The sequence below is a fragment of the Nocardiopsis sp. CC223A genome, from assembly GCF_030766825.1.
Lineage (GTDB): Bacteria > Actinomycetota > Actinomycetes > Streptosporangiales > Streptosporangiaceae > Nocardiopsis.
On the sequence record NZ_JASFDV010000029.1, the window covers coordinates 1 to 17,498 of the forward strand.

Sequence of the window (17,498 nt, forward strand, 5' to 3'; positions counted from 1 at the left end):
CGGGGCCTCCGGCCGCGCCGAACTGCTGCGCGCCTCCGCCCTGGCCCGTGCCGCCCGGCTGCCCCGCCTGTCCGCCGCCTGCGTCGCCGTGGCGGCCGGAGCACGCGACCACCCCACCCCCGACTTCGACCTGTCCGCCTACACCGCCTCCCTCACCGCCCTGCTCGACCTGGCCTGGCGGCTGGGCGGCGGCCCCGAGGGCGGGCGCCCCGCCCCCACCCGGGCCGACGTCGGAGTCGGACGGCGCGCCTACACCGAGATCGGGTCGCTGCGCCTGTACGGCCTGGGCTGCGAACGCGTCGTCACGGCCTCGGGGTACGCGGGCGTGGTCACCCATCTGGTGTCGTTCTCCGACGGCGCGGCACGGACATGGAGCGTCTCCGACATCGCGCCCGGCGGCCCGGAGCGGGCGGCCGCCGCGCACGGCGCCCGGGTCTCCTTCGGCGGAACCGCCCTGAGCCACCGCGACCTGGGGCGGACCGCCCTCGTCGCCCAACGGGTGGGCGCCAGCGCCGACGGCCGGCTCAGCGGGACGTCGGCCACCACGGCCGCCACCGCCGACGCCCCGCCCTGGGACGAGGGGCCCCTGGCGGTGCTGTGGGAGCGCCCGGCGGCCGAACAGATCGCGGACGCGCTGGCGGCCCTGGCGGTACCGACCCGCCGCAGCGGCGCCGACCTGGTCTTCGCCGAGTTCACCGTGGTCGGGCCGCACCCGGAGGGCGCGGCGGTGACCGCGGACGGCCGTGCCCACGTCCTGGTCGCCGACGGCGCCCGGGACCCGCTGCGGGCCCGCAACCTGGCCCGCATCGCCCGGGACCCGGGGACGGTGCTACGGGTCATGGCCCGCCCGGTCCTGGAACACCCCGGCGCTCTGGTGCCGATCACCGTCGGCGACCTGTCGGACCTGCCGCAGGCCCGCCGCGGTCGTGCCGACCTGTCACTGGACACCCTGCGCTGGGCGGACCCGGAGCCGGTCGTGCCGCCGCCCGCGTTCCCGCCGCCGCCCGCCCCCGACCCGGGGACGGCGGTCCTGGCCCGCGTGCTGAGCCGCCTGGCCGAGGCCGGCCGGGAGGCCGTCCCCGCCGATCCCGGTTCGCGGTTGCGCGAGCGCCACCTGCCGACCGGCGCCGACCTGCTCACGGAACTGGCGGCGGCCGCCCGTGAACGGGTGCGCACGGCGACGGGGGAGTCGGCGGTGCCGCCTCCGGACCGGCTCGCGCTGGCCTGGCTGGCCGCCTCGACCTACCTCACCGCGGTCCGCCACCGCCTGCACACCCTCGCCTGGGGTCTGTGACCCGTCCCCGCCGGGGACGGGCCGCACGCCGGCCCGGCGGACACCGCCGCCGGGCCGGCCGGGGTCAGGGGCGGCGCCAGGCGAGGACGGCGGCCCAGACGGCGGCGCCGGTCAGGACCAGCGCCAGCGGCACGTGCGCCTGGAGCGGGCCGTAGGTGCCCAGCGCGGCCTGGGGGAAGCCCAGCAGGAACGCCAGCCCGCTGACCAGCATCAGCGTCCGGGGGACCCCGCCGCCGCGGCCCGCCGAGTTCCAGTACCAGAGCGCCGCCGCCAGCTGGAGCACCGCCATCGCGTGCACCCCGAACGCCCCGTAGTAGTGCAGGGGCAGGGCGGCCTCGTTGAACGTCACCAGCTGGCCCGCCGTCGCCCCCTCCCACAGGATCGCGGCCAGGTGGGCCAGTGCGGCGAAGCGCAGCACCCACAGTCGTGTCGGTATCGCGGTGGTCGTGGTGGTGTCCATGGCGGGCCTCTTCGTCTGTGCTCGGTACGGCCGACCCGGCCATTGTCCCCCGCGGGGCGGCCCCGGTCTGCCTACAAGACGACACGGACGCCACATGTCGCCGACCGGCTTCGGGCCCTTCTCCGGCCGCGAATCCCGCTACGATCGGTGCCCATGTCCCGTCTCGACAGCAAGGCCGTGCTCCAGGGCCGCCGCTCCCGCCATTCGATCACCCTGATCCTGGGTATCACCGTCAGCCTCGTCTGCATGGCGGGCATGCTCGTCTACCTGTGGCTGCTGGCCCTGGCGGGCGGCGCGGCCGCGGGCATCGACGGCGCCACCGGGTTCGTCGTCGCACTCGTCGCCGCGGTCATCCCGGCCGGCATCCTGGTCCCGCTCATCCTCATGCTCGACCGCCTGGAGCCCGAGCCCGGCTGGGTGCTCTTCTTCGCGTTCGTCTGGGGTGCGGGCGTGGCCGTGGTTGCGGCCCTGCTGCTCAACACCTGGGGGTTCGCGGCGATCACCGTCCCGCTGTTCGGGCAGGAGGTGGGCGACTTCCTGGGCACCTCGGTGGTGGCACCCCTGGTCGAGGAGAGCGCCAAGGGCATGGTGCTGCTGATCCTGTTGTGGCGGCGCCGCAACGAGATCGACACGTTCACCGACGGCGTCGTCTACGCGGGCATGGTGGCGACCGGGTTCGCCTTCACCGAGAACATCCTGTACTTCCTCAGCGCCTTCTTCGACGGGACCCTGGTCGCCACGTTCGCGATCCGCGGTATCGTCGCCCCCTTCGGACACCCGCTCTACACCGCGATGATCGGTATCGGCGTCGCCTACGCGGCCATGCGGCCGGGCTTCCTGCGCCTGTTCGCGCCGATCGTCGGCTGGGTGTTCGCGGTGGTGCTGCACGGCATGTGGAACGCCTCCACCTACTTCGGCTGGACCGGGCTGGGCCTGGCCTACCTCGTGCTGTTCGTCGTGCTGGTGGGGGTCCTGGCGCTGGCCGCCCACGACCGCCGCGGCCAGGTACAGGCGATCGCCCACTACCTGCCGCCCTACATCCCCACCGGGCTGGTCTCCCCGGCCGACATCACCATGCTCAGCACGCTCAAGGAGCGCCGTCGGGCCCGTGAGTGGGCGGCGCGCAACGCGGGGGCCAAGGGCCGTGAGGCGATGCGCGAATACCAGCTCGCGGCGACCGAGCTGGCGCTGCTGCACAAGAAGCTGGACGCGGGGGTGCGCCGGGAGGACTGGAAGGTCCGCCGGGACGCGTTCCTGGCCCTGATGCATGTGTCACGGGACGCGTTCCTGGGCCGTGTCCCCCAGCCGGTGGCCCCGGGCTGGGCCGAGCGGCCCACGGACTCGGGCTTCCTGCGCCGTGCGGACTTCGCCCACGTCATCGCCCAGACACGGGCTCAGCAGGAGTACTCTCCGCGGCACGGTCGGTGAGGGCGGACTCCCCGCCCGCCGGGACCAGGCGGGTGGTGGCGAAGTACAGCCGGGAGATCGCGATCCAGGTCAGTGCCGAGCCCAGCACGTGCAGGACGACCAGGCCCTCGGGCAGGGCCAGGGCGTACTGCACGTAGCCCACGACCGCCTGGCCGACCACGACGGCGACCAGCAGCAGCGAACCGACCTTGGCGGACCGCCCCGCCCCGGTGCGGAACGCCAGCACGGCGGCCAGGACCGCGCAGGCCAGCGTCAGCCAGGCCAGCGCCGAGTGGAGCTTGGTGACGGTCTCCAGCACGAAGCCCCAACGCGGCGCGGCGGCGTCGCCGCCGTGCGGGCCGGTGCCGGTGACCACGGTCCCGGCGATCAGCAGCAGGAAGCCGATGACGACGAGGCCGATGCTCAGGGTGTGCAGCATCGGGTTCACGCAGACCCGCGGTGTGCCCTCGGGCTCGCGGGAGCGCACGTACAGCGCCACCGTGATGAAGACCATCACCATGGACAGCAGGAAGTGCGCGGCCACGGACGCGGGGTGCAGGTCGGTCCACACGGTGATGCCGCCGACCACGCCCTGGCCCAGAACGCCGAAGGGGATGATCGCGGCCAGGCGCACCAGGTCGCGGCGGCGCGGCCGGGCCCGCAGGAAGGCCACGAACGTGATGACGGCCACCGCCAGCACGATGAAGGTCAGCGTCCGGTTGCCGAACTCGATGGCGGCGTTGAGCGCGGCGTGCCCGGTGTCGACGGGCACGAAGCTGTCGGGCGTGCACCTGGGCCACTCCGAGCAGCCCAGGCCCGAGGAGGTCACGCGCACGGTGGCGCCCGTGACGGCGATGCCCGCGTTGACGGCGATGTTGCCCAGGGACCACAGGCGCAGGGACTTCGCGGTGGGGTTCCAGATGCTGCGGGCCAGCAGGATCAGGGCCAGCACACCGGTGGCCGCGACGGCGATCTGCCATCCCCACAGGGGGACGCCGAGCAGGGCGATGTCCTCCGCCGCGAGCGGGGCGGGGGTGATCGCGGCGGACGCCGCGGAGACCGGGGAATCAGACATACGACAGAGCGTAGTACACGGGCCCGGGGGCCGTGACCCGACCCCGCCGACCGGTGCGACCTGCACCGACAGGGGGCCGTCCGCAGGCGGCAGGGCGCGCCGCGGCGTGTTCGCCCCCGGTCGTACCCGGTCGGCCGCCGCCCGCGCCTACCCGGACCGCTCCGCGGCGCCCGACGCGGACGTGCGGGTGGACCCCGCGCTGGCGAGGATGACACAGCCCACCGCCAGCCACTGCCAGACGGTGAGCAGTTCGCCCAGCAGGAGCAGGCCGACCAGGGCGGCGGCGGCTGGTTGCAGGCTCATCAGCACGCCGAACACCCGCGGCGGCATCCGGCGCAGGGCGTTCAGCTCCAGCGTGTAGGGGACCACCGACGACAGCACGCCCACCGCCAGGCCGAACAGCAGCACCCGCCAGTCCAGCAGCGCGGCACCGCCCTGGGCGATGCCCGCCGGGGCCATCAGCAGCGCCCCCACCACTCCGGCGATCGCCAGCCCGGACGCCCCGTCGAACCGCTGGCCGGTGGCCGCGCTGAGCAGGATGTACCCGGCCCAGGACACCGCGGCCAGCACCGCGAACAGGATGCCGAGCGGGTCGAGGGAGCCCGACTCCAGGCCCAGGGCGGCCACGCCCAGCCCGGCCAGGCCCGCCCACAGCAGGTCGACCCGGCGGCGCGAGCCCAGGACCGCGATGGCCAGCGGGCCCAGGTACTCGATGGTCACCGCGATGCCCAGGGGGATGCGTGCGAACGCCTGGTAGATGAAGAAGTTCATCATCGCCAGCGCCACGCCGTAGCCGACCACCACCAGCCAGTCGCCGCGCGTGTACGCCTTCCAGGCGGGGCGCACCACCAGGCCGAGCAGCAGGGCGGCGGTCAGCAACCGCAGCCAGACCACGGCGGCGGGCGGCAGCACGTCGAACAGGTTCTTGGCCACTCCGGCGCCGGTCTGCACCGAGACGATGCCGATGAGCACCAGCCACACGGGTGGTACCGCGTCCGCCGCGGTGCGCAGGGAGAACGGTGCCTTCGGAGTGGTCGGGGTGCCCATGGTCATTCATCCTATGTTTTGTGGCTCGTGCTCCGGGCGCCCCTCCACCTCCGTGGACTCCACGCCGTCCGAGACCCGGGCGGGGAAGACCGCCGCCAGCAGCATCAGACCCCAGGCGGCCATGGACACCGACGGCTGGAGCAGCGTCATCACCAGCCCGTACACCGTTCGCTCCGCCTGGTCGACGATCGCCTGCACCCCGATCCACAGGAACGGCAGCGCCGCCGCCAGCAGGTTCACCGCCAGCGCCGCCCAGATCAGTCCGGAGCGGCCCGGCCGCCGCCATAGCAGCAGTGCCCCGCCGGCCACGAACAGGAACACGGGCGGGCCGAGCAGACGCACGGCCATGAACCAGGGCACTCCGAGGGCTTCCATACGGGGACTTTATCGAGAGCGCCCCACGCTCCCCGATTTATGGGGGAACGTGAACGAAAGGTGCGAAACGGTATGACATGCTTCCTGATGGACCGTCCCCCGCCCACTGGAGCCTGTTCCCCATGTCCCGATCCCGCCGTCGCGCCGTCCCCCGAGCCGCAACGGAACGGTACATACCCCGCTGGCCGATGCTCGCCGGCGCCACCGCCCTGGTCCTCGCCGCCGCCATCGTCGGCTACGTGGGCGGTCTGTTCACCGCCCCCGACGACGCGCGGGCCGATGAGAGCGTGATCGCCGTCTCGGGTGTCCTGGTACAGCCCGGGGCGCCGGAGGAATCCCCCGAGCCCTCCCCGGAACCCTCCGAGGAACCGACCCACCCCGCGGGGATCGACCCCGAGACCGTCTACGTCCTACAGAACGTGCACGGCGACCGCGCCCTGGACGTCGTCCAGGCCGCCACCCACAACGGCGCCCCCGTCCACCTGTGGGACCGGCACGACCAGGGCAACCAGCAGTGGCGGTTCAACCCCGTCGAGGGCGGGTTCTACGAGATCGAGGGCGTGGGCAGCGGCAAGGTCCTGGAGGTCCCCACCGACGCCGCGGCTCCGCCGGTGGCCACCCTGCTCACCAGTACCGGGGCGAGCAACCAGCACTGGACCGTCGTCGACGTGGGCGGTGGCGTCGTCCGCCTGGTCAACCGGGCCACCGGCCAGGCCCTGGAGGGCCAGGGCGGCGCCCCGGACAACGGGACCCCCGTCATCCAGGCCCCCGACGGCGGGCACGCCTTCCAGCAGTGGCGGCTCGTCCCCCTGAGCTGAACCGCCCGGCCGCCGGTCAGGGCAGCAGCAGCTCGTGTACCGTCTTCCAGCAGGTCTCGTCGGCGGCGTTCAACAGCCCCAGCACGTCCCGGCCCTGGTCGGGCCGGTAGGGCGTCCCGTCCGGCCGCCGCGACACCCCGCCCGCCTCGGCCAGCAGCAGCGCGCCGGGGGCGTGGTCCCAGGGCAGGGTCCGGTGGAACAGCAGGAAGTCCTGGGCGCCCTCGCACAGCAGCGGGTAGTCGACGGCACAGCAGTGCGCGCCGGCTCCCACGCGGGCGAACCGCGGCACCGACGCCTCCACACGCCGCTTCGCCGCCGGATCCAGGAAACGGGTGAGCACCGAGCCGCGCAGCCGCCCGGGGTCGGTCGGCGCCGGATCCCGGTGCAGCCGCGTCCCGTCGCGCCAGGCGCCCGCACCGCGTTCGGCGGTGTACACGCGGTCCCACTCGGGCTGCACGATCCACGCCGCGACGGTCTCCCCGCCGTGCACCAGGGCCGCCATCACCCCGTACTCGCGGCGGCCCTCGACGAAGTTGCGGGTCCCGTCCAGCGGGTCCACCAGCCACACCACCGGTTCGGTGCGCAGCGCGTCCACCAGCGCGGGGTCGGCGGCCACCGCCTCCTCGCCCACCACCGGCGCGTCGAGCAGCCCTCGCAGCCGGGCCGTGATGACCCGCTCGGCCTCCTGATCGACGACGGTGACCAGCTCGCCCGGGGTCTTCTCCATGACCTCGCCCTCGGACAGCGAACGGGCCCGGGGCAGGACCACCTCGCGGGCCACATCGCGCAGGATTCCGGTCACCGCGTCCATGTCGATCATGCCCGCCATCCTAGGACCGGGCCCCGACACGCCTGATACCCTGGCCCCGTGTTCCACCCCTGTGCGTAGACCGGCACCGGACCGCCGCACCCTCCGTGCCCGCGGTTCCTCCGGTGTCCGTGCACATCCGCGGCGCCCGTGCGCCGCCGCCCCCTGAGGGAACACACCCGTGTCATCGCCCCACCGGGCCGACTCCTACCGTGCCGTCCTGCGCACGCCCGGAGCGGTCCGCTTCTTCGCGCCCGCCATGCTCGGGCGCCTGTCCTTCGGCCTACTGGGCCTGGCCCTGATCCTGTCCGTCACCGCCGCGGCCGACTCCTACGCGGTGGTCGGCGCGGCCACCGCCGCCTACGGCGCCACCGCCACCGCCCTGGCCCCGGCCCGCGCCCGCCTCATCGACCGCCACGGCATGCCCCGCACGCTGGTCCCGATGGCGGTCCTGGCCGCCGCCGGCCTGCTCGCCCTGGCCTGGCTGACCTGGCGGCCGGGCGCCCCCGCCTGGTCCCTGGTCGCGCTACCCGCCCTCGTCGGGTCGGTGATCCCGCCGCTGGGGCCGGTCACCCGCACCCTGTGGAGCCGTCTCCTCGCCGATCGCGACGGCCTGCGGCAGCGGGCCTACAGCCTGGACTCGGTCGTGGAGGAGGCGGTCTTCCTCGCCGGTCCGCTGCTGCTGGGCGCCCTGCTCCCGTTCGCGCCGCCCGCGGTCGGCCTGGCCGGGGCCGCACTCCTGCTGGTGACCGGGGTCGTGCTGCTGGTGGGCACACCCCTGGCCCGGCGGGGTGCGTGGGAGATCCAGGACCCGGCCCCGGACGGCGGCCCGGCGCCCTGGCGGGCCCTGGCGCCCGCGATGGCGATGGCGGCGGCGCTGGGCCTGACCCTGGGCGCGGCCGGCATGGTCCACGTCGCCTTCGCCGAACGGCACGGCGACGCCGCCCTGCTGGTGCGGTTCGAGATCGCGCAGACCGCGGGCGGGATCATCGGCGGGCTGGTCTACGGCGCCGTGCTGTGGCGGCGGGGGCCGCAGCCCCGCCTCATCGGGCTCGGCCTGGGCGTCGGGGCGGCGACGCTCCTCGCCGCGACCGTGTCCGGGCCGCTCGCACTGTGCGCGGTGCTCTTCGCCGCGAGCGCGGCGGCCACTCCGGCGATCACCACCGCCTACCTGGCGGCCGACGCGGCGGCGGGTCCGGGGCGGGCCACCCGGGCGGGCACCTGGGTCAACACCGCCTTCAACGCCGGGGCGTCCTCGGGCGGTGCGGCGGCGGGCGTGCTCGCCACCCTGGTCGCACCCGCCCAGGCCTACCCGGTGGCGGCCCTGCCCCTGCTGGTCGTGCCCCTGCTGGTCGCCGGGGCCGCGGTGCTCACTCCCAGCGGAAGAGGCGGGCGGCCAGCGCTCCGCCGACCACGGCCCACACCAGGAGGACCGCGAACACCCCCGGAGAGGGAAGGGAGCCGTCCGTCAACACCGTCCGCAGACCCTCGCTGAGCGCGGTGATCGGCAGCGCCGAGGACACCGCCTCCAACGGGCCGGGGAACGCGCTGACGGGGAAGAGCACCCCGCCCAGCCCCAGCAGCAGGATGTAGACCAGGTTGGCGGCGGCCAGCGTGGCCTCGGCCCGCAGCGTCCCGGCCATCAGCAGCGCCAGCGAACTGAACGCGGCGGTCGCCAGCAGCACCAGGGCGGCCGCCGCGACCGCACCGCCGAACGACGCCGCCGGGGTCCAGCCCAGCGCCAGCGCCACGGCGCACAGCACGGCGATCTGGATGACCTGCACGCCCAGTACGGCCAGCGTCTTGGCGGCCAGCAGCCCGAACCGGGACAGCGGGGTGGCGCCCAGCCGCTTGAGCACCCCGTACCGGCGCTCGAACCCGGTGCCGATGGCCAGCCCGGTGAACGACGTCGACATGATCGCCAGCGCCAGGACACCCGGGGTGAGCGCGTCCACCCGGGGGCCCTCGCCGACGTCCAGGACGGAGGTGAGGCTGAAGCCGACCAGCAACAGCACGGGGATGACCATGGTCAGCAGGAACTGCTCGCCGTGGCGCAGCATCACCCGCAGTTCCATCCCGGCCTGCGCGCAGACCATCCGCCACATCGGCGCGGCGCCGGGGGCGGGGACGAACGGGGAGGCGCCGCCGTCCGCCGGGCGCGCCGCGCCCGGCGCGGGCGCGGCGGTGCTGGAGATGTGCTCGCTCATGATTCGCGCAGTTCCCTGCCGGTGAGTTCGAGGAAGACGTCTTCGAGGGTACGCCGTCGCACGCGCAGATCCTCGGCCAGGACACCGGCGGACGCGCACCAGGCGGTCACCGTGGCGAGGAACTCCGGGCCCAGCGCCTCGGGATCGTCGGTGCCGATCACGTATTCGCGTCGGCCGCCCGCACCGCGCGCGGAGGCGATCCGGGTCCCGGCGGGCAGTGCGTCGCGCAGCGCGTCGGCGTCGATGGGGGCGTCGGTGCAGAAGCACACCTCGCGGCGGCCCCCGGCCAGTTCGGCGGGGGTGCCCTCGGCCACGACGGCGCCGCGGTCGATGATGACCACGTGGTCGGCGAGGCGCTCGGCCTCCTCCATGTGGTGCGTGGTGAGGATGACGGCCACGCCCGCACCGCGCAGTTCGGCGACCAGGTCCCAGGTGGCCATCCGCGCCTGGGGGTCCAGGCCCGCGGTGGGCTCGTCGAGGAAGACCAGTTCGGGTCGGCCGATCACGGCGCAGGCCAGCGACAGGCGCTGCTGCTGCCCGCCGGACAGGCGGCGGAACGGGGTGCGCGACACCGAGGTCAGGCCCAGCCGCTCCAGCAGCAGGTCCGGGGACACGGGGGAGGTGTGGAAGGAGGCCATCAGGCGCAGCCACTCGGCCGCGCGGGCCCCGGTGGGCACCCCGCCGGACTGGGGCATGACCCCGACCCGGGGCTTGAGGGCGTCGGCGTCGGAGACCGGGTCCAGGCCCAGGACCCGCACGCTGCCGCCGTCGGCGCGGCGGAAGCCCTCGCAGATCTCGATGGTGCTGGTCTTGCCCGCACCGTTGGGTCCGAGCAGGGCGGTCACCGCGCCCCGGCGCGCCCGGAAGGTGAGGCCGGAGACGGCGGTGGTGGCGCCGTAGCGCTTGACCAGGTCGACGACCTCGACGGCGGCTGTGTCCATGGGCCCAGAGTCTACGTGCGCCCGCGCGAGGCCCTTCACCGCCCCGCGCGCACCGGTGGCGGCGGGGGTGGCGGCCCGCCCGGCGGGAGGGGCTGCGCATTGTCCATATCTCGGGACGGTTGTCTCACTTTTCGAGACGATCGGTCGAAGGTAGGATGACCTGCGCTTTTCCGCTCGGGGTTTCGCCACGGTGAACTCCCAGTTAGGCAAGCCTGACCTTCGTGACGAAAGGCATGAAAGCGGGTTTGCCACGGCGGACTGATTTACGCCACACTGATGTTGTCAAAAACAGGAGTCGCCGTCGAGGGGAGGGGACCGTCGTGCCCGACGCCACCAACGTACCCCGCCCCCTGGCCGGGCCCGAGCGCGGAGCCGAGACCGGCACGCGCGCGCGTGTGGCCCGGCTCATCCTGGAGCAGGGGCCGATCACCGCCTCCGCCCTGGGGGAGCGGCTCGGCCTGACCCCGGCGGCCATCCGCCGCCACCTCGACAACCTGACGAGCGAGGGCATGGTCGAGGCCCGCGACGCCCGACCCCCGGGAGGCCGACGCGGCAGGGGGCGCCCCGCGCGTGTCTTCGCCATCACCGAGGCCGGTCGCGACGCCTTCGTCCACGCCTACGACGACCTCGCCACCAGCGCGCTCCGCTTCCTCGCGGAGACCGCCGGTCCCGAAGCGGTCGGGGAGTTCGCCCGCAGTCAGGTCGCCGACCTGGAGAGGCGCTACGAGCCGCTGCTCGCCGCTGTTCCACCCGAACAGCGCGTCCGGCTGCTGGCCGAGGCCCTGTCCAACGACGGTTACGCCGCCACCGCCGGCCGGGCACCGGCCCCCGGAGGCGGCGACCAGTTGTGCCAGCACCACTGCCCTGTCGCCCACGTCGCAGCCGAGTTCCCGCAACTCTGCGAGGCCGAGATCGAGGCCTTCGCGCGGCTTCTGGGCACCCCGGTGCGCAGGTTGGCCACCATCGCCCACGGCGACGGTGTGTGCACCACGCACGTCACCCCCAGGGGTGACGACGGGGCGGGCGGGGACGACCACGCCCCCGCGACCACCAGCGCCCGCCGCACGGCGGGCGGAGGATTGCAACACCACTAGGACGTCTGAGTCCAGGAGGAGTCCGCGCATGACGTCTATCGCGCATCCCGAACTCGAAGGGATCGGCAACTATGAGTACGGCTGGGCCGACTCGGACCAGGCCGGTGCCTCGGCCCGCCGCGGTCTGAACGAAGAGGTCGTCCGCGACATCTCCGCCAAGAAGGGCGAGGCGGAGTGGATGACGAAGCTCCGGCTCAAGTCGCTGAAGCTCTTCGACAAGAAGCCCATGCCCAACTGGGGCGCGGACCTGTCCAAGATCGACTTCGACAACATCAAGTACTTCGTGCGGTCCACGGAGAAGCAGGCCACCTCCTGGGAGGAACTGCCCGAGGACATCAAGAACACCTACGACAAGCTGGGCATCCCCGAGGCGGAGAAGCAGCGCCTGGTCGCCGGTGTCGCCGCGCAGTACGAGTCCGAGGTCGTCTACCACCAGATCCGCGAGGACCTGGAGGAGCAGGGCGTCATCTTCCTGGACACCGACACCGCGCTCAAGGAGCACCCGGAGCTGTTCCAGGAGTACTTCGGCACGGTGATCCCGGCCGGCGACAACAAGTTCGCCGCTCTCAACACCGCCGTGTGGAGCGGCGGCTCCTTCATCTACGTTCCCAAGAACGTGCACGTGGAGATCCCGCTCCAGGCCTACTTCCGGATCAACACCGAGAACATGGGCCAGTTCGAGCGGACGCTGATCATCGTCGACGAGGGCGCCTACGTCCACTACGTCGAGGGCTGCACCGCGCCGATCTACAAGTCGGACTCGCTGCACTCCGCGGTCGTCGAGATCATCGTCAAGAAGAACGCCCGCTGCCGGTACACGACCATCCAGAACTGGTCGAACAACGTCTTCAACCTGGTCACCAAGCGCGCCATCGCCGAAGAGGGCGCGACCATGGAGTGGATCGACGGCAACATCGGCTCCCAGGTGACCATGAAGTACCCGGCCGTCTACCTGATGGGCGAGCACGCCAAGGGCGAGACCCTGTCCATCGCCTTCGCGGGCGAGGGCCAGCACCAGGACACCGGTTCCAAGATGGTGCACTGCGCGCCCAACACCTCCTCCACCATCATCTCCAAGTCGGTGGCCCGCGGCGGGGGCCGCGCCTCCTACCGGGGTCTGGTGCAGGTGCAGGAGGGCGCCCACAACGCCAAGTCCTCCGTCAAGTGCGACGCGCTGCTGATCGACACCATCAGCCGCTCGGACACCTACCCCTACAACGACCTGCGCGAGGACGACGCCGAGCTCGCGCACGAGGCGACCGTCTCCAAGGTCAGCGAGGACCAGCTCTTCTACCTGATGAGCCGGGGCATGGACGAGGACGAGGCCATGGCGATGATCGTGCGCGGGTTCGTCGAGCCCATCGCGCGCGAGCTGCCCATGGAGTACGCGCTGGAACTGAACCGGCTGATCGAGCTTCAGATGGAAGGAGCGGTTGGTTAAGTTGACCGGCCCGAGCATCGAACCCAAGGCCCACAGCCACGGCCTCGGGGACATCCCGTTCTCCAAGCTTGCGACCCACGGGTCCTTCGACGTGAACGACTTCCCCGTCCCCAACGGCCGTGAGGAGGAGTGGCGGTTCACCCCGCTGCGCCGCCTCAAGGGCCTGCACGACGGCACCGCCGCCGCCGACGGCACCGACAAGATCGACATCGACGCCCCCGAGGGCGTCACGGTCGAGACCGTCGGCCGTGACGACGCCCGTCTGGGCACCGCCGGCACGCCCGCCGACCGCGTCATCGCCCAGGCCTACTCGTCCTTCGAGCAGGCCACGGTGGTGACCGTCGCCCGGGGCACCGCGCTGGAGCGCCCGGTCACCATCAACCGGGAGGCCCAGGGGGGCACCCGCTACGACCAGTTCGTCATCGACGTCCAGCCGCTGGCCGAGGCGGTCGTCGTCCTGGACCAGACCGGCACCGGTGTCCGCGCCGGCAGCGTGGACGTCCACGTCGGCGAGGGCGCCCGGCTGACCCTGGTCAGCCTCCAGGACTGGGACCGCGACGCCGTCGACGTCACCCAGCACAACACCCAGGTCGACAAGGACGCCACGTTCAAGTCGATCGTCGTCACGCTCGGCGGCGACCTGGTCCGGCTCTCCCCGAAGGTGGCCTACAAGGGGCGCGGCGGCAACGCCGAGCTGCACGGCCTGTACTTCACCGGCGACGACCAGCACCACGAGCACCGCTCGCTCATCGACCACAACGTCTCCAACACCCGCTCGCGGGTGGAGTACAAGGGTGCGCTGAGCGGCAAGGGCGCCCACGGTGTGTGGATCGGTGACGTCATCATCGGTGAGGGCACCACCGGCACGGACTCCTACGAGCACAACCGCAACCTCCAGCTCACCGACGACACCCGCGTGGACTCGGTGCCGAACCTGGAGATCTTCACCGGTGAGGTGGAGGGCGCCGGCCACGCCGCCGCCAGCGGTCGCCTCGACGACATCCACCTGTTCTACCTGCGCTCGCGCGGCATCCCGGAGGACGAGGCGCGCCGCCTGGTCATCCGCGGCTACTTCCTGGAGCTCATCAACCGCATCCCGGTCGAGGGGCTCGCCGAGGAGATCATGGCCAAGGTCGAGCGGAAGCTGGCCGCACATGAGTGACGCCGGTCGCTGGGTGAAGGTCGCCGAGCTCGCCGAGATCCCCGAGGAAGGGGTTCTCGGGGTCGAGACCGACGACGAGACGCCCATCGCACTGGTCCGGTCCGAGGGCGAGGTGTTCGCGGTGCGGGACGTGTGCTCGCACGCGGAGGTCCGCCTGTCCGAGGGCGAGGTCGAGGACGGCACCATCGAGTGCTGGCTGCACGGCTCCTGTTTCGACCTGCGCTCGGGGGCGCCGATCAACCCGCCCGCCACCCGGCCGGTCCCCACCTATGACGTGAAGATCGACGGCGACGACGTGCTCGTGTCGTTGGACGAGAAGAATTCCTGAGGCTTGAAATGACGAAGTTCGAAATCCGCGGTCTGCGTGCCGACGTCCTGATCGGTGAGGACGAGCGCCGGGAGATCCTCAAGGGCGTCGACCTCACCATCAACTCCGGTGAGACCCACGCCATCATGGGCCCCAACGGCTCGGGCAAGTCCACGCTGGCCTACGCCATCGCCGGGCACCCGCGCTACGAGATCACCGAGGGCGAGGTCCTCCTCGACGGCGAGAACATCCTCGACATGAGCGTGGACGAGCGCGCCCGCGCCGGCGTCTTCCTGGCCATGCAGTACCCGGTCGAGGTCCCGGGCGTGTCCATGTCCAACTTCCTGCGCAGCTCCGTCACCGCGGTGCGCGGCGAGGCCCCCAAGCTCCGGCAGTTCTCCAAGGAGCTCCAGGGCGCGATGAAGGACCTCTCCATCGACTCCGACTTCGCCGCCCGCGGCGTCAACGAGGGTTTCTCCGGCGGTGAGAAGAAGCGCCACGAGATCCTCCAGCTGGAGCTGCTCAAGCCGAAGATCGCGATCCTGGACGAGACCGACTCCGGCCTGGACGTCGACGCGCTCAAGGTCGTCTCCGAGGGCGTCAACCGCGCCAAGGAGAACAACGACCTGGGCGTCATGCTCATCACGCACTACACCCGGATCCTCAACTACGTGAAGCCGGACCACGTCCACGTCTTCGCCAACGGCCGCATCGCCGAGTCCGGCGGCTCCGAGCTGGCCGACACCCTGGAGGCCGAGGGCTACGAGCGTTTCGTGAAGGCGGGCGCATAACCGATGACCACTGTCCGCGAGTTCGGTGGGGCCACGGCCCCGCTCGACGTCGCGGCGATCCGGAAGGATTTCCCGATCCTGTCCCGGACCGTCCGCGACGGACGTCCGCTGGTGTACCTGGATTCCGGGGCGACCTCACAGAAGCCCCGCCAGGTGCTGGACGCCGAGCGTGAGTTCTACGAACGCCACAACGCGGCGGTGCACCGCGGTGCGCACCAGCTCGCGGAGGAGGCGACCGACGCCTACGAGGCGGCGCGGGAGACCATCGCCCGCTTCATCGGCGGCGACGTCGGCGAGGTGGTGTTCACCAAGAACGCCACCGAGGCGATCAACCTCGTCGCGTACGCGATGGGCAACGCCGCCACGGCGGACGAGGGCCTGCGCCGCTTCCAGGTGGGTCCCGGCGACGAGATCGTCGTGACCGAGATGGAGCACCACGCCAACCTGGTGCCCTGGCAGGAGCTGTGCCGTCGCACCGGGGCCACCCTGCGGTGGTTCCCGGTGACGGACCGGGGCCGCCTGGACCTCTCGGGTCTCGACACCCTCATCGGCGAGCGCACCAAGGTGGTCGCCTTCACCCACCAGTCCAACGTGCTGGGCACCGTCAACCCGGTGGCCGACATCGTCGCCCGGGCCCGTGAGGTGGGGGCCCTGACGGTGCTGGACGCCTGTCAGTCGGTGCCGCACATGCCGGTGGACGTGGCGGAGCTGGGTGTGGACTTCCTGGCCTTCTCCGGGCACAAGATGCTCGGACCCAACGGCATCGGCGTCCTGTGGGGGCGCCGGGAGCTGCTGGAGGCCATGCCGCCGTTCATCACCGGCGGGTCCATGATCGGTGTGGTCCACATGGAGTACTCCACCTGGGCCGAGCCGCCGCAGCGGTTCGAGGCCGGGGTGCCGATGGCACCGCAGGCGGTGGCCCTGGCCGCGGCCTGCGACTACCTGTCGGCCGTGGGCATGGACCGGATCGCCGCCCACGAGCACACGCTGGTGGAGTACGCGCTCAAGGCGCTCTCCGACGTCGAGGGGCTGCGCATCATCGGCCCGAACGACGCCGTGGACCGCGGCGGCGCGGTGTCGTTCGAGGTGGAGGGCATCCACCCGCACGACCTCGGGCAGGTGCTCGACGACCGCGGGGTGGAGGTCCGGGTGGGTCACCACTGCGCCTGGCCGCTGCACCGCGCCCTGGGCGTGCACGCGACCACGCGCGCGTCGTTCTACCTCTACAACACCACGGAGGACGTGGACGCGCTCGTGACGGCCGTCAGGGCCGCTCAGGAGTTCTTCGGAACCCGGGGCTAGGCCCCGCACCGCGGACGGGCCCGGGAACCGGGGTGCGAGAGCCCCCGCGGTCCGGGACCGAACCCGGCCGAAGCGGAGCGCAGGCCAGAAGAATGACGAGGAAAATCCGCACATGCAGCTGGACGCGATGTACCAGGAGATCATCCTGGACCACTACCGGAACCCGCACCACAAGGGGCTGCGGGATCCGCACAACGCCGAGGCGCACCACATCAACCCCACCTGCGGGGACGAGGTGACGCTCCGGGTGGCGCTGACCCCGGCGCAGGGGGACGGAGCACTGGACGATCAGGCTCTCGTCAGTGACGTCTCCTACGAGGGCATGGGCTGCTCGATCAGCCAGGCCAGCACCTCGGTGCTGACCGACCTGCTGATCGGGCGCACGGTGGCCGAGGGGATGCGGACCCTGGAGGCCTTCAACGAGCTCATGCACTCCAAGGGCAAGGGTGAACCCGACGAGGAGGTCCTGGAGGACGCGGTCGCGTTCGCCGGGGTGTCCAAGTACCCGGCCCGGATCAAGTGCGCCCTCCTCGGGTGGATGGCGTGGAAGGACGCGGTAGCGCAGTCCCTGGAGAAGGAAGGCGTCTGATGTCAGTGAGCGAGAACGAGACCCCGACGACCGAGGCCGCCCCGGCCGAGGTCCCGCTGTCCCCCGAGGCCGAGGCGCTCGTCGAGGAGATCGGTGAGGCCCTCAAGGACGTCATCGACCCCGAGCTCGGCGTCAACGTCGTCGACCTGGGGCTGCTGTACGGGGTGAACGCCGACGACGCGGTGATCACCCTGGACATGACCCTGACCAGCGCCGCCTGCCCGCTCACGGACGTGATCGAGGACCAGGCCACCAGCGCGCTGGAGGAGTTCGGCCGCGAGGTCAAGATCAACTGGGTCTGGATGCCGCCGTGGGGTCCGGACAAGATCACCGACGACGGGCGCGACCAGCTGCGCATGCTGGGCTTCAACGTCTGAGTC

General features: G+C 72.4%; 18 protein-coding genes. 11 read left to right on the top strand and 7 right to left on the bottom strand.

Annotated elements, in window-relative coordinates:
* The coding region (locus QJS33_RS13950) for a hypothetical protein (RefSeq protein WP_306368383.1) at window positions 1-1,294 on the top strand (1,294 nt) is incomplete at its 5' end.
* Window positions 1,295-1,358: 64 nt separating this feature from the next.
* On the opposite strand, the gene QJS33_RS13955 is transcribed toward QJS33_RS13950, so the two are convergent.
* Window positions 1,359-1,754, bottom strand: a complete 396-nt coding sequence (locus tag QJS33_RS13955; protein ID WP_306368384.1) for a hypothetical protein — start codon at window positions 1,752-1,754, stop codon at window positions 1,359-1,361.
* Window positions 1,755-1,907: 153 nt separating this feature from the next.
* Here QJS33_RS13955 and QJS33_RS13960 point away from each other — a divergent pair, with 153 nt between their 5' ends.
* Window positions 1,908-3,182: a PrsW family intramembrane metalloprotease gene (locus tag QJS33_RS13960; RefSeq protein ID WP_306368385.1), complete on the top strand. Its 1,275-nt coding sequence runs from the start codon at window positions 1,908-1,910 to the stop codon at window positions 3,180-3,182.
* On the opposite strand, the gene QJS33_RS13965 is transcribed toward QJS33_RS13960, so the two are convergent.
* The 3 genes from QJS33_RS13965 to QJS33_RS13975 form a co-directional block, all read right to left on the bottom strand.
* Window positions 3,130-4,236 carry a heme A synthase gene (locus QJS33_RS13965; RefSeq protein ID WP_306368386.1) on the bottom strand — a complete coding sequence of 369 codons (1,107 nt, stop codon included), beginning with the start codon at window positions 4,234-4,236 and terminating at the stop codon, window positions 3,130-3,132. The two genes, QJS33_RS13960 and QJS33_RS13965, sit on opposite strands and share 53 nt — an antisense overlap.
* Window positions 4,237-4,383: 147 nt before the next feature.
* On the bottom strand, window positions 4,384-5,283 hold the full coding sequence (locus QJS33_RS13970; RefSeq protein WP_306368432.1) for a DMT family transporter: 900 nt from the start codon (window positions 5,281-5,283) through the stop codon (window positions 4,384-4,386).
* A 6-nt stretch (window positions 5,284-5,289) separates the two neighbouring features.
* On the bottom strand, window positions 5,290-5,658 hold the full coding sequence (locus tag QJS33_RS13975; protein ID WP_306368387.1) for a hypothetical protein: 369 nt from the start codon (window positions 5,656-5,658) through the stop codon (window positions 5,290-5,292).
* A gap of 188 nt (window positions 5,659-5,846) precedes the next feature.
* Here QJS33_RS13975 and QJS33_RS13980 point away from each other — a divergent pair, with 188 nt between their 5' ends.
* On the top strand, window positions 5,847-6,476 hold the full coding sequence (locus QJS33_RS13980) for an RICIN domain-containing protein (RefSeq protein ID WP_306368388.1): 630 nt from the start codon (window positions 5,847-5,849) through the stop codon (window positions 6,474-6,476).
* Window positions 6,477-6,492: 16 nt separating this feature from the next.
* On the opposite strand, the gene QJS33_RS13985 is transcribed toward QJS33_RS13980, so the two are convergent.
* From QJS33_RS13985 to QJS33_RS13995, 3 genes are all read right to left on the bottom strand, one after another.
* On the bottom strand, window positions 6,493-7,296 hold the full coding sequence (locus QJS33_RS13985) for an inositol monophosphatase family protein (protein ID WP_306368389.1): 804 nt from the start codon (window positions 7,294-7,296) through the stop codon (window positions 6,493-6,495).
* Window positions 7,297-8,654: 1,358 nt separating this feature from the next.
* Window positions 8,655-9,491, bottom strand: coding sequence for an ABC transporter permease (locus QJS33_RS13990; RefSeq protein ID WP_306368390.1), 837 nt, complete (start codon window positions 9,489-9,491; stop codon window positions 8,655-8,657).
* Complete coding sequence (locus tag QJS33_RS13995; protein ID WP_306368391.1) at window positions 9,488-10,432, bottom strand: ABC transporter ATP-binding protein; 945 nt, start codon at window positions 10,430-10,432, stop codon at window positions 9,488-9,490. The genes QJS33_RS13990 and QJS33_RS13995 overlap by 4 nt, the downstream gene beginning before the upstream one ends.
* A gap of 320 nt (window positions 10,433-10,752) precedes the next feature.
* On the opposite strand from QJS33_RS13995, the gene QJS33_RS14000 reads away from it, so the two are divergent.
* The 8 genes from QJS33_RS14000 to QJS33_RS14035 all read left to right on the top strand — a co-directional run bounded on the left by QJS33_RS14000 (window position 10,753) and on the right by QJS33_RS14035 (window position 17,495).
* Window positions 10,753-11,526, top strand: coding sequence for a metalloregulator ArsR/SmtB family transcription factor (locus QJS33_RS14000; RefSeq protein WP_306368392.1), 774 nt, complete (start codon window positions 10,753-10,755; stop codon window positions 11,524-11,526).
* Window positions 11,527-11,554: 28 nt separating this feature from the next.
* Window positions 11,555-12,967: a Fe-S cluster assembly protein SufB gene (gene sufB, locus QJS33_RS14005; protein WP_306368393.1), complete on the top strand. Its 1,413-nt coding sequence runs from the start codon at window positions 11,555-11,557 to the stop codon at window positions 12,965-12,967.
* A 1-nt stretch (window position 12,968) separates the two neighbouring features.
* The gene (gene sufD / locus QJS33_RS14010) at window positions 12,969-14,129 is read left to right on the top strand and encodes a Fe-S cluster assembly protein SufD (RefSeq protein ID WP_306368433.1); all 1,161 of its coding nucleotides are present in this window, start codon (window positions 12,969-12,971) and stop codon (window positions 14,127-14,129) included.
* The gene (locus QJS33_RS14015; protein ID WP_306368394.1) at window positions 14,122-14,457 is read left to right on the top strand and encodes a non-heme iron oxygenase ferredoxin subunit; all 336 of its coding nucleotides are present in this window, start codon (window positions 14,122-14,124) and stop codon (window positions 14,455-14,457) included. The genes sufD and QJS33_RS14015 overlap by 8 nt, the downstream gene beginning before the upstream one ends.
* 8 nt (window positions 14,458-14,465) lie before the next feature.
* Window positions 14,466-15,227, top strand: coding sequence for a Fe-S cluster assembly ATPase SufC (sufC, locus tag QJS33_RS14020; protein WP_306368395.1), 762 nt, complete (start codon window positions 14,466-14,468; stop codon window positions 15,225-15,227).
* A gap of 3 nt (window positions 15,228-15,230) precedes the next feature.
* Window positions 15,231-16,529 carry a cysteine desulfurase gene (locus QJS33_RS14025; protein ID WP_306368396.1) on the top strand — a complete coding sequence of 433 codons (1,299 nt, stop codon included), beginning with the start codon at window positions 15,231-15,233 and terminating at the stop codon, window positions 16,527-16,529.
* A gap of 112 nt (window positions 16,530-16,641) precedes the next feature.
* Entirely contained in the window at window positions 16,642-17,118 is a 477-nt protein-coding gene (gene sufU / locus QJS33_RS14030; RefSeq protein WP_306368397.1) for a Fe-S cluster assembly sulfur transfer protein SufU, read from the top strand.
* Window positions 17,119-17,123: 5 nt separating this feature from the next.
* A complete protein-coding gene (locus QJS33_RS14035; protein ID WP_306368434.1) occupies window positions 17,124-17,495 on the top strand; it encodes a metal-sulfur cluster assembly factor in 372 nt (123 codons plus the stop codon).
* The last annotated feature ends 3 nt before the right edge of the window (window positions 17,496-17,498 follow it).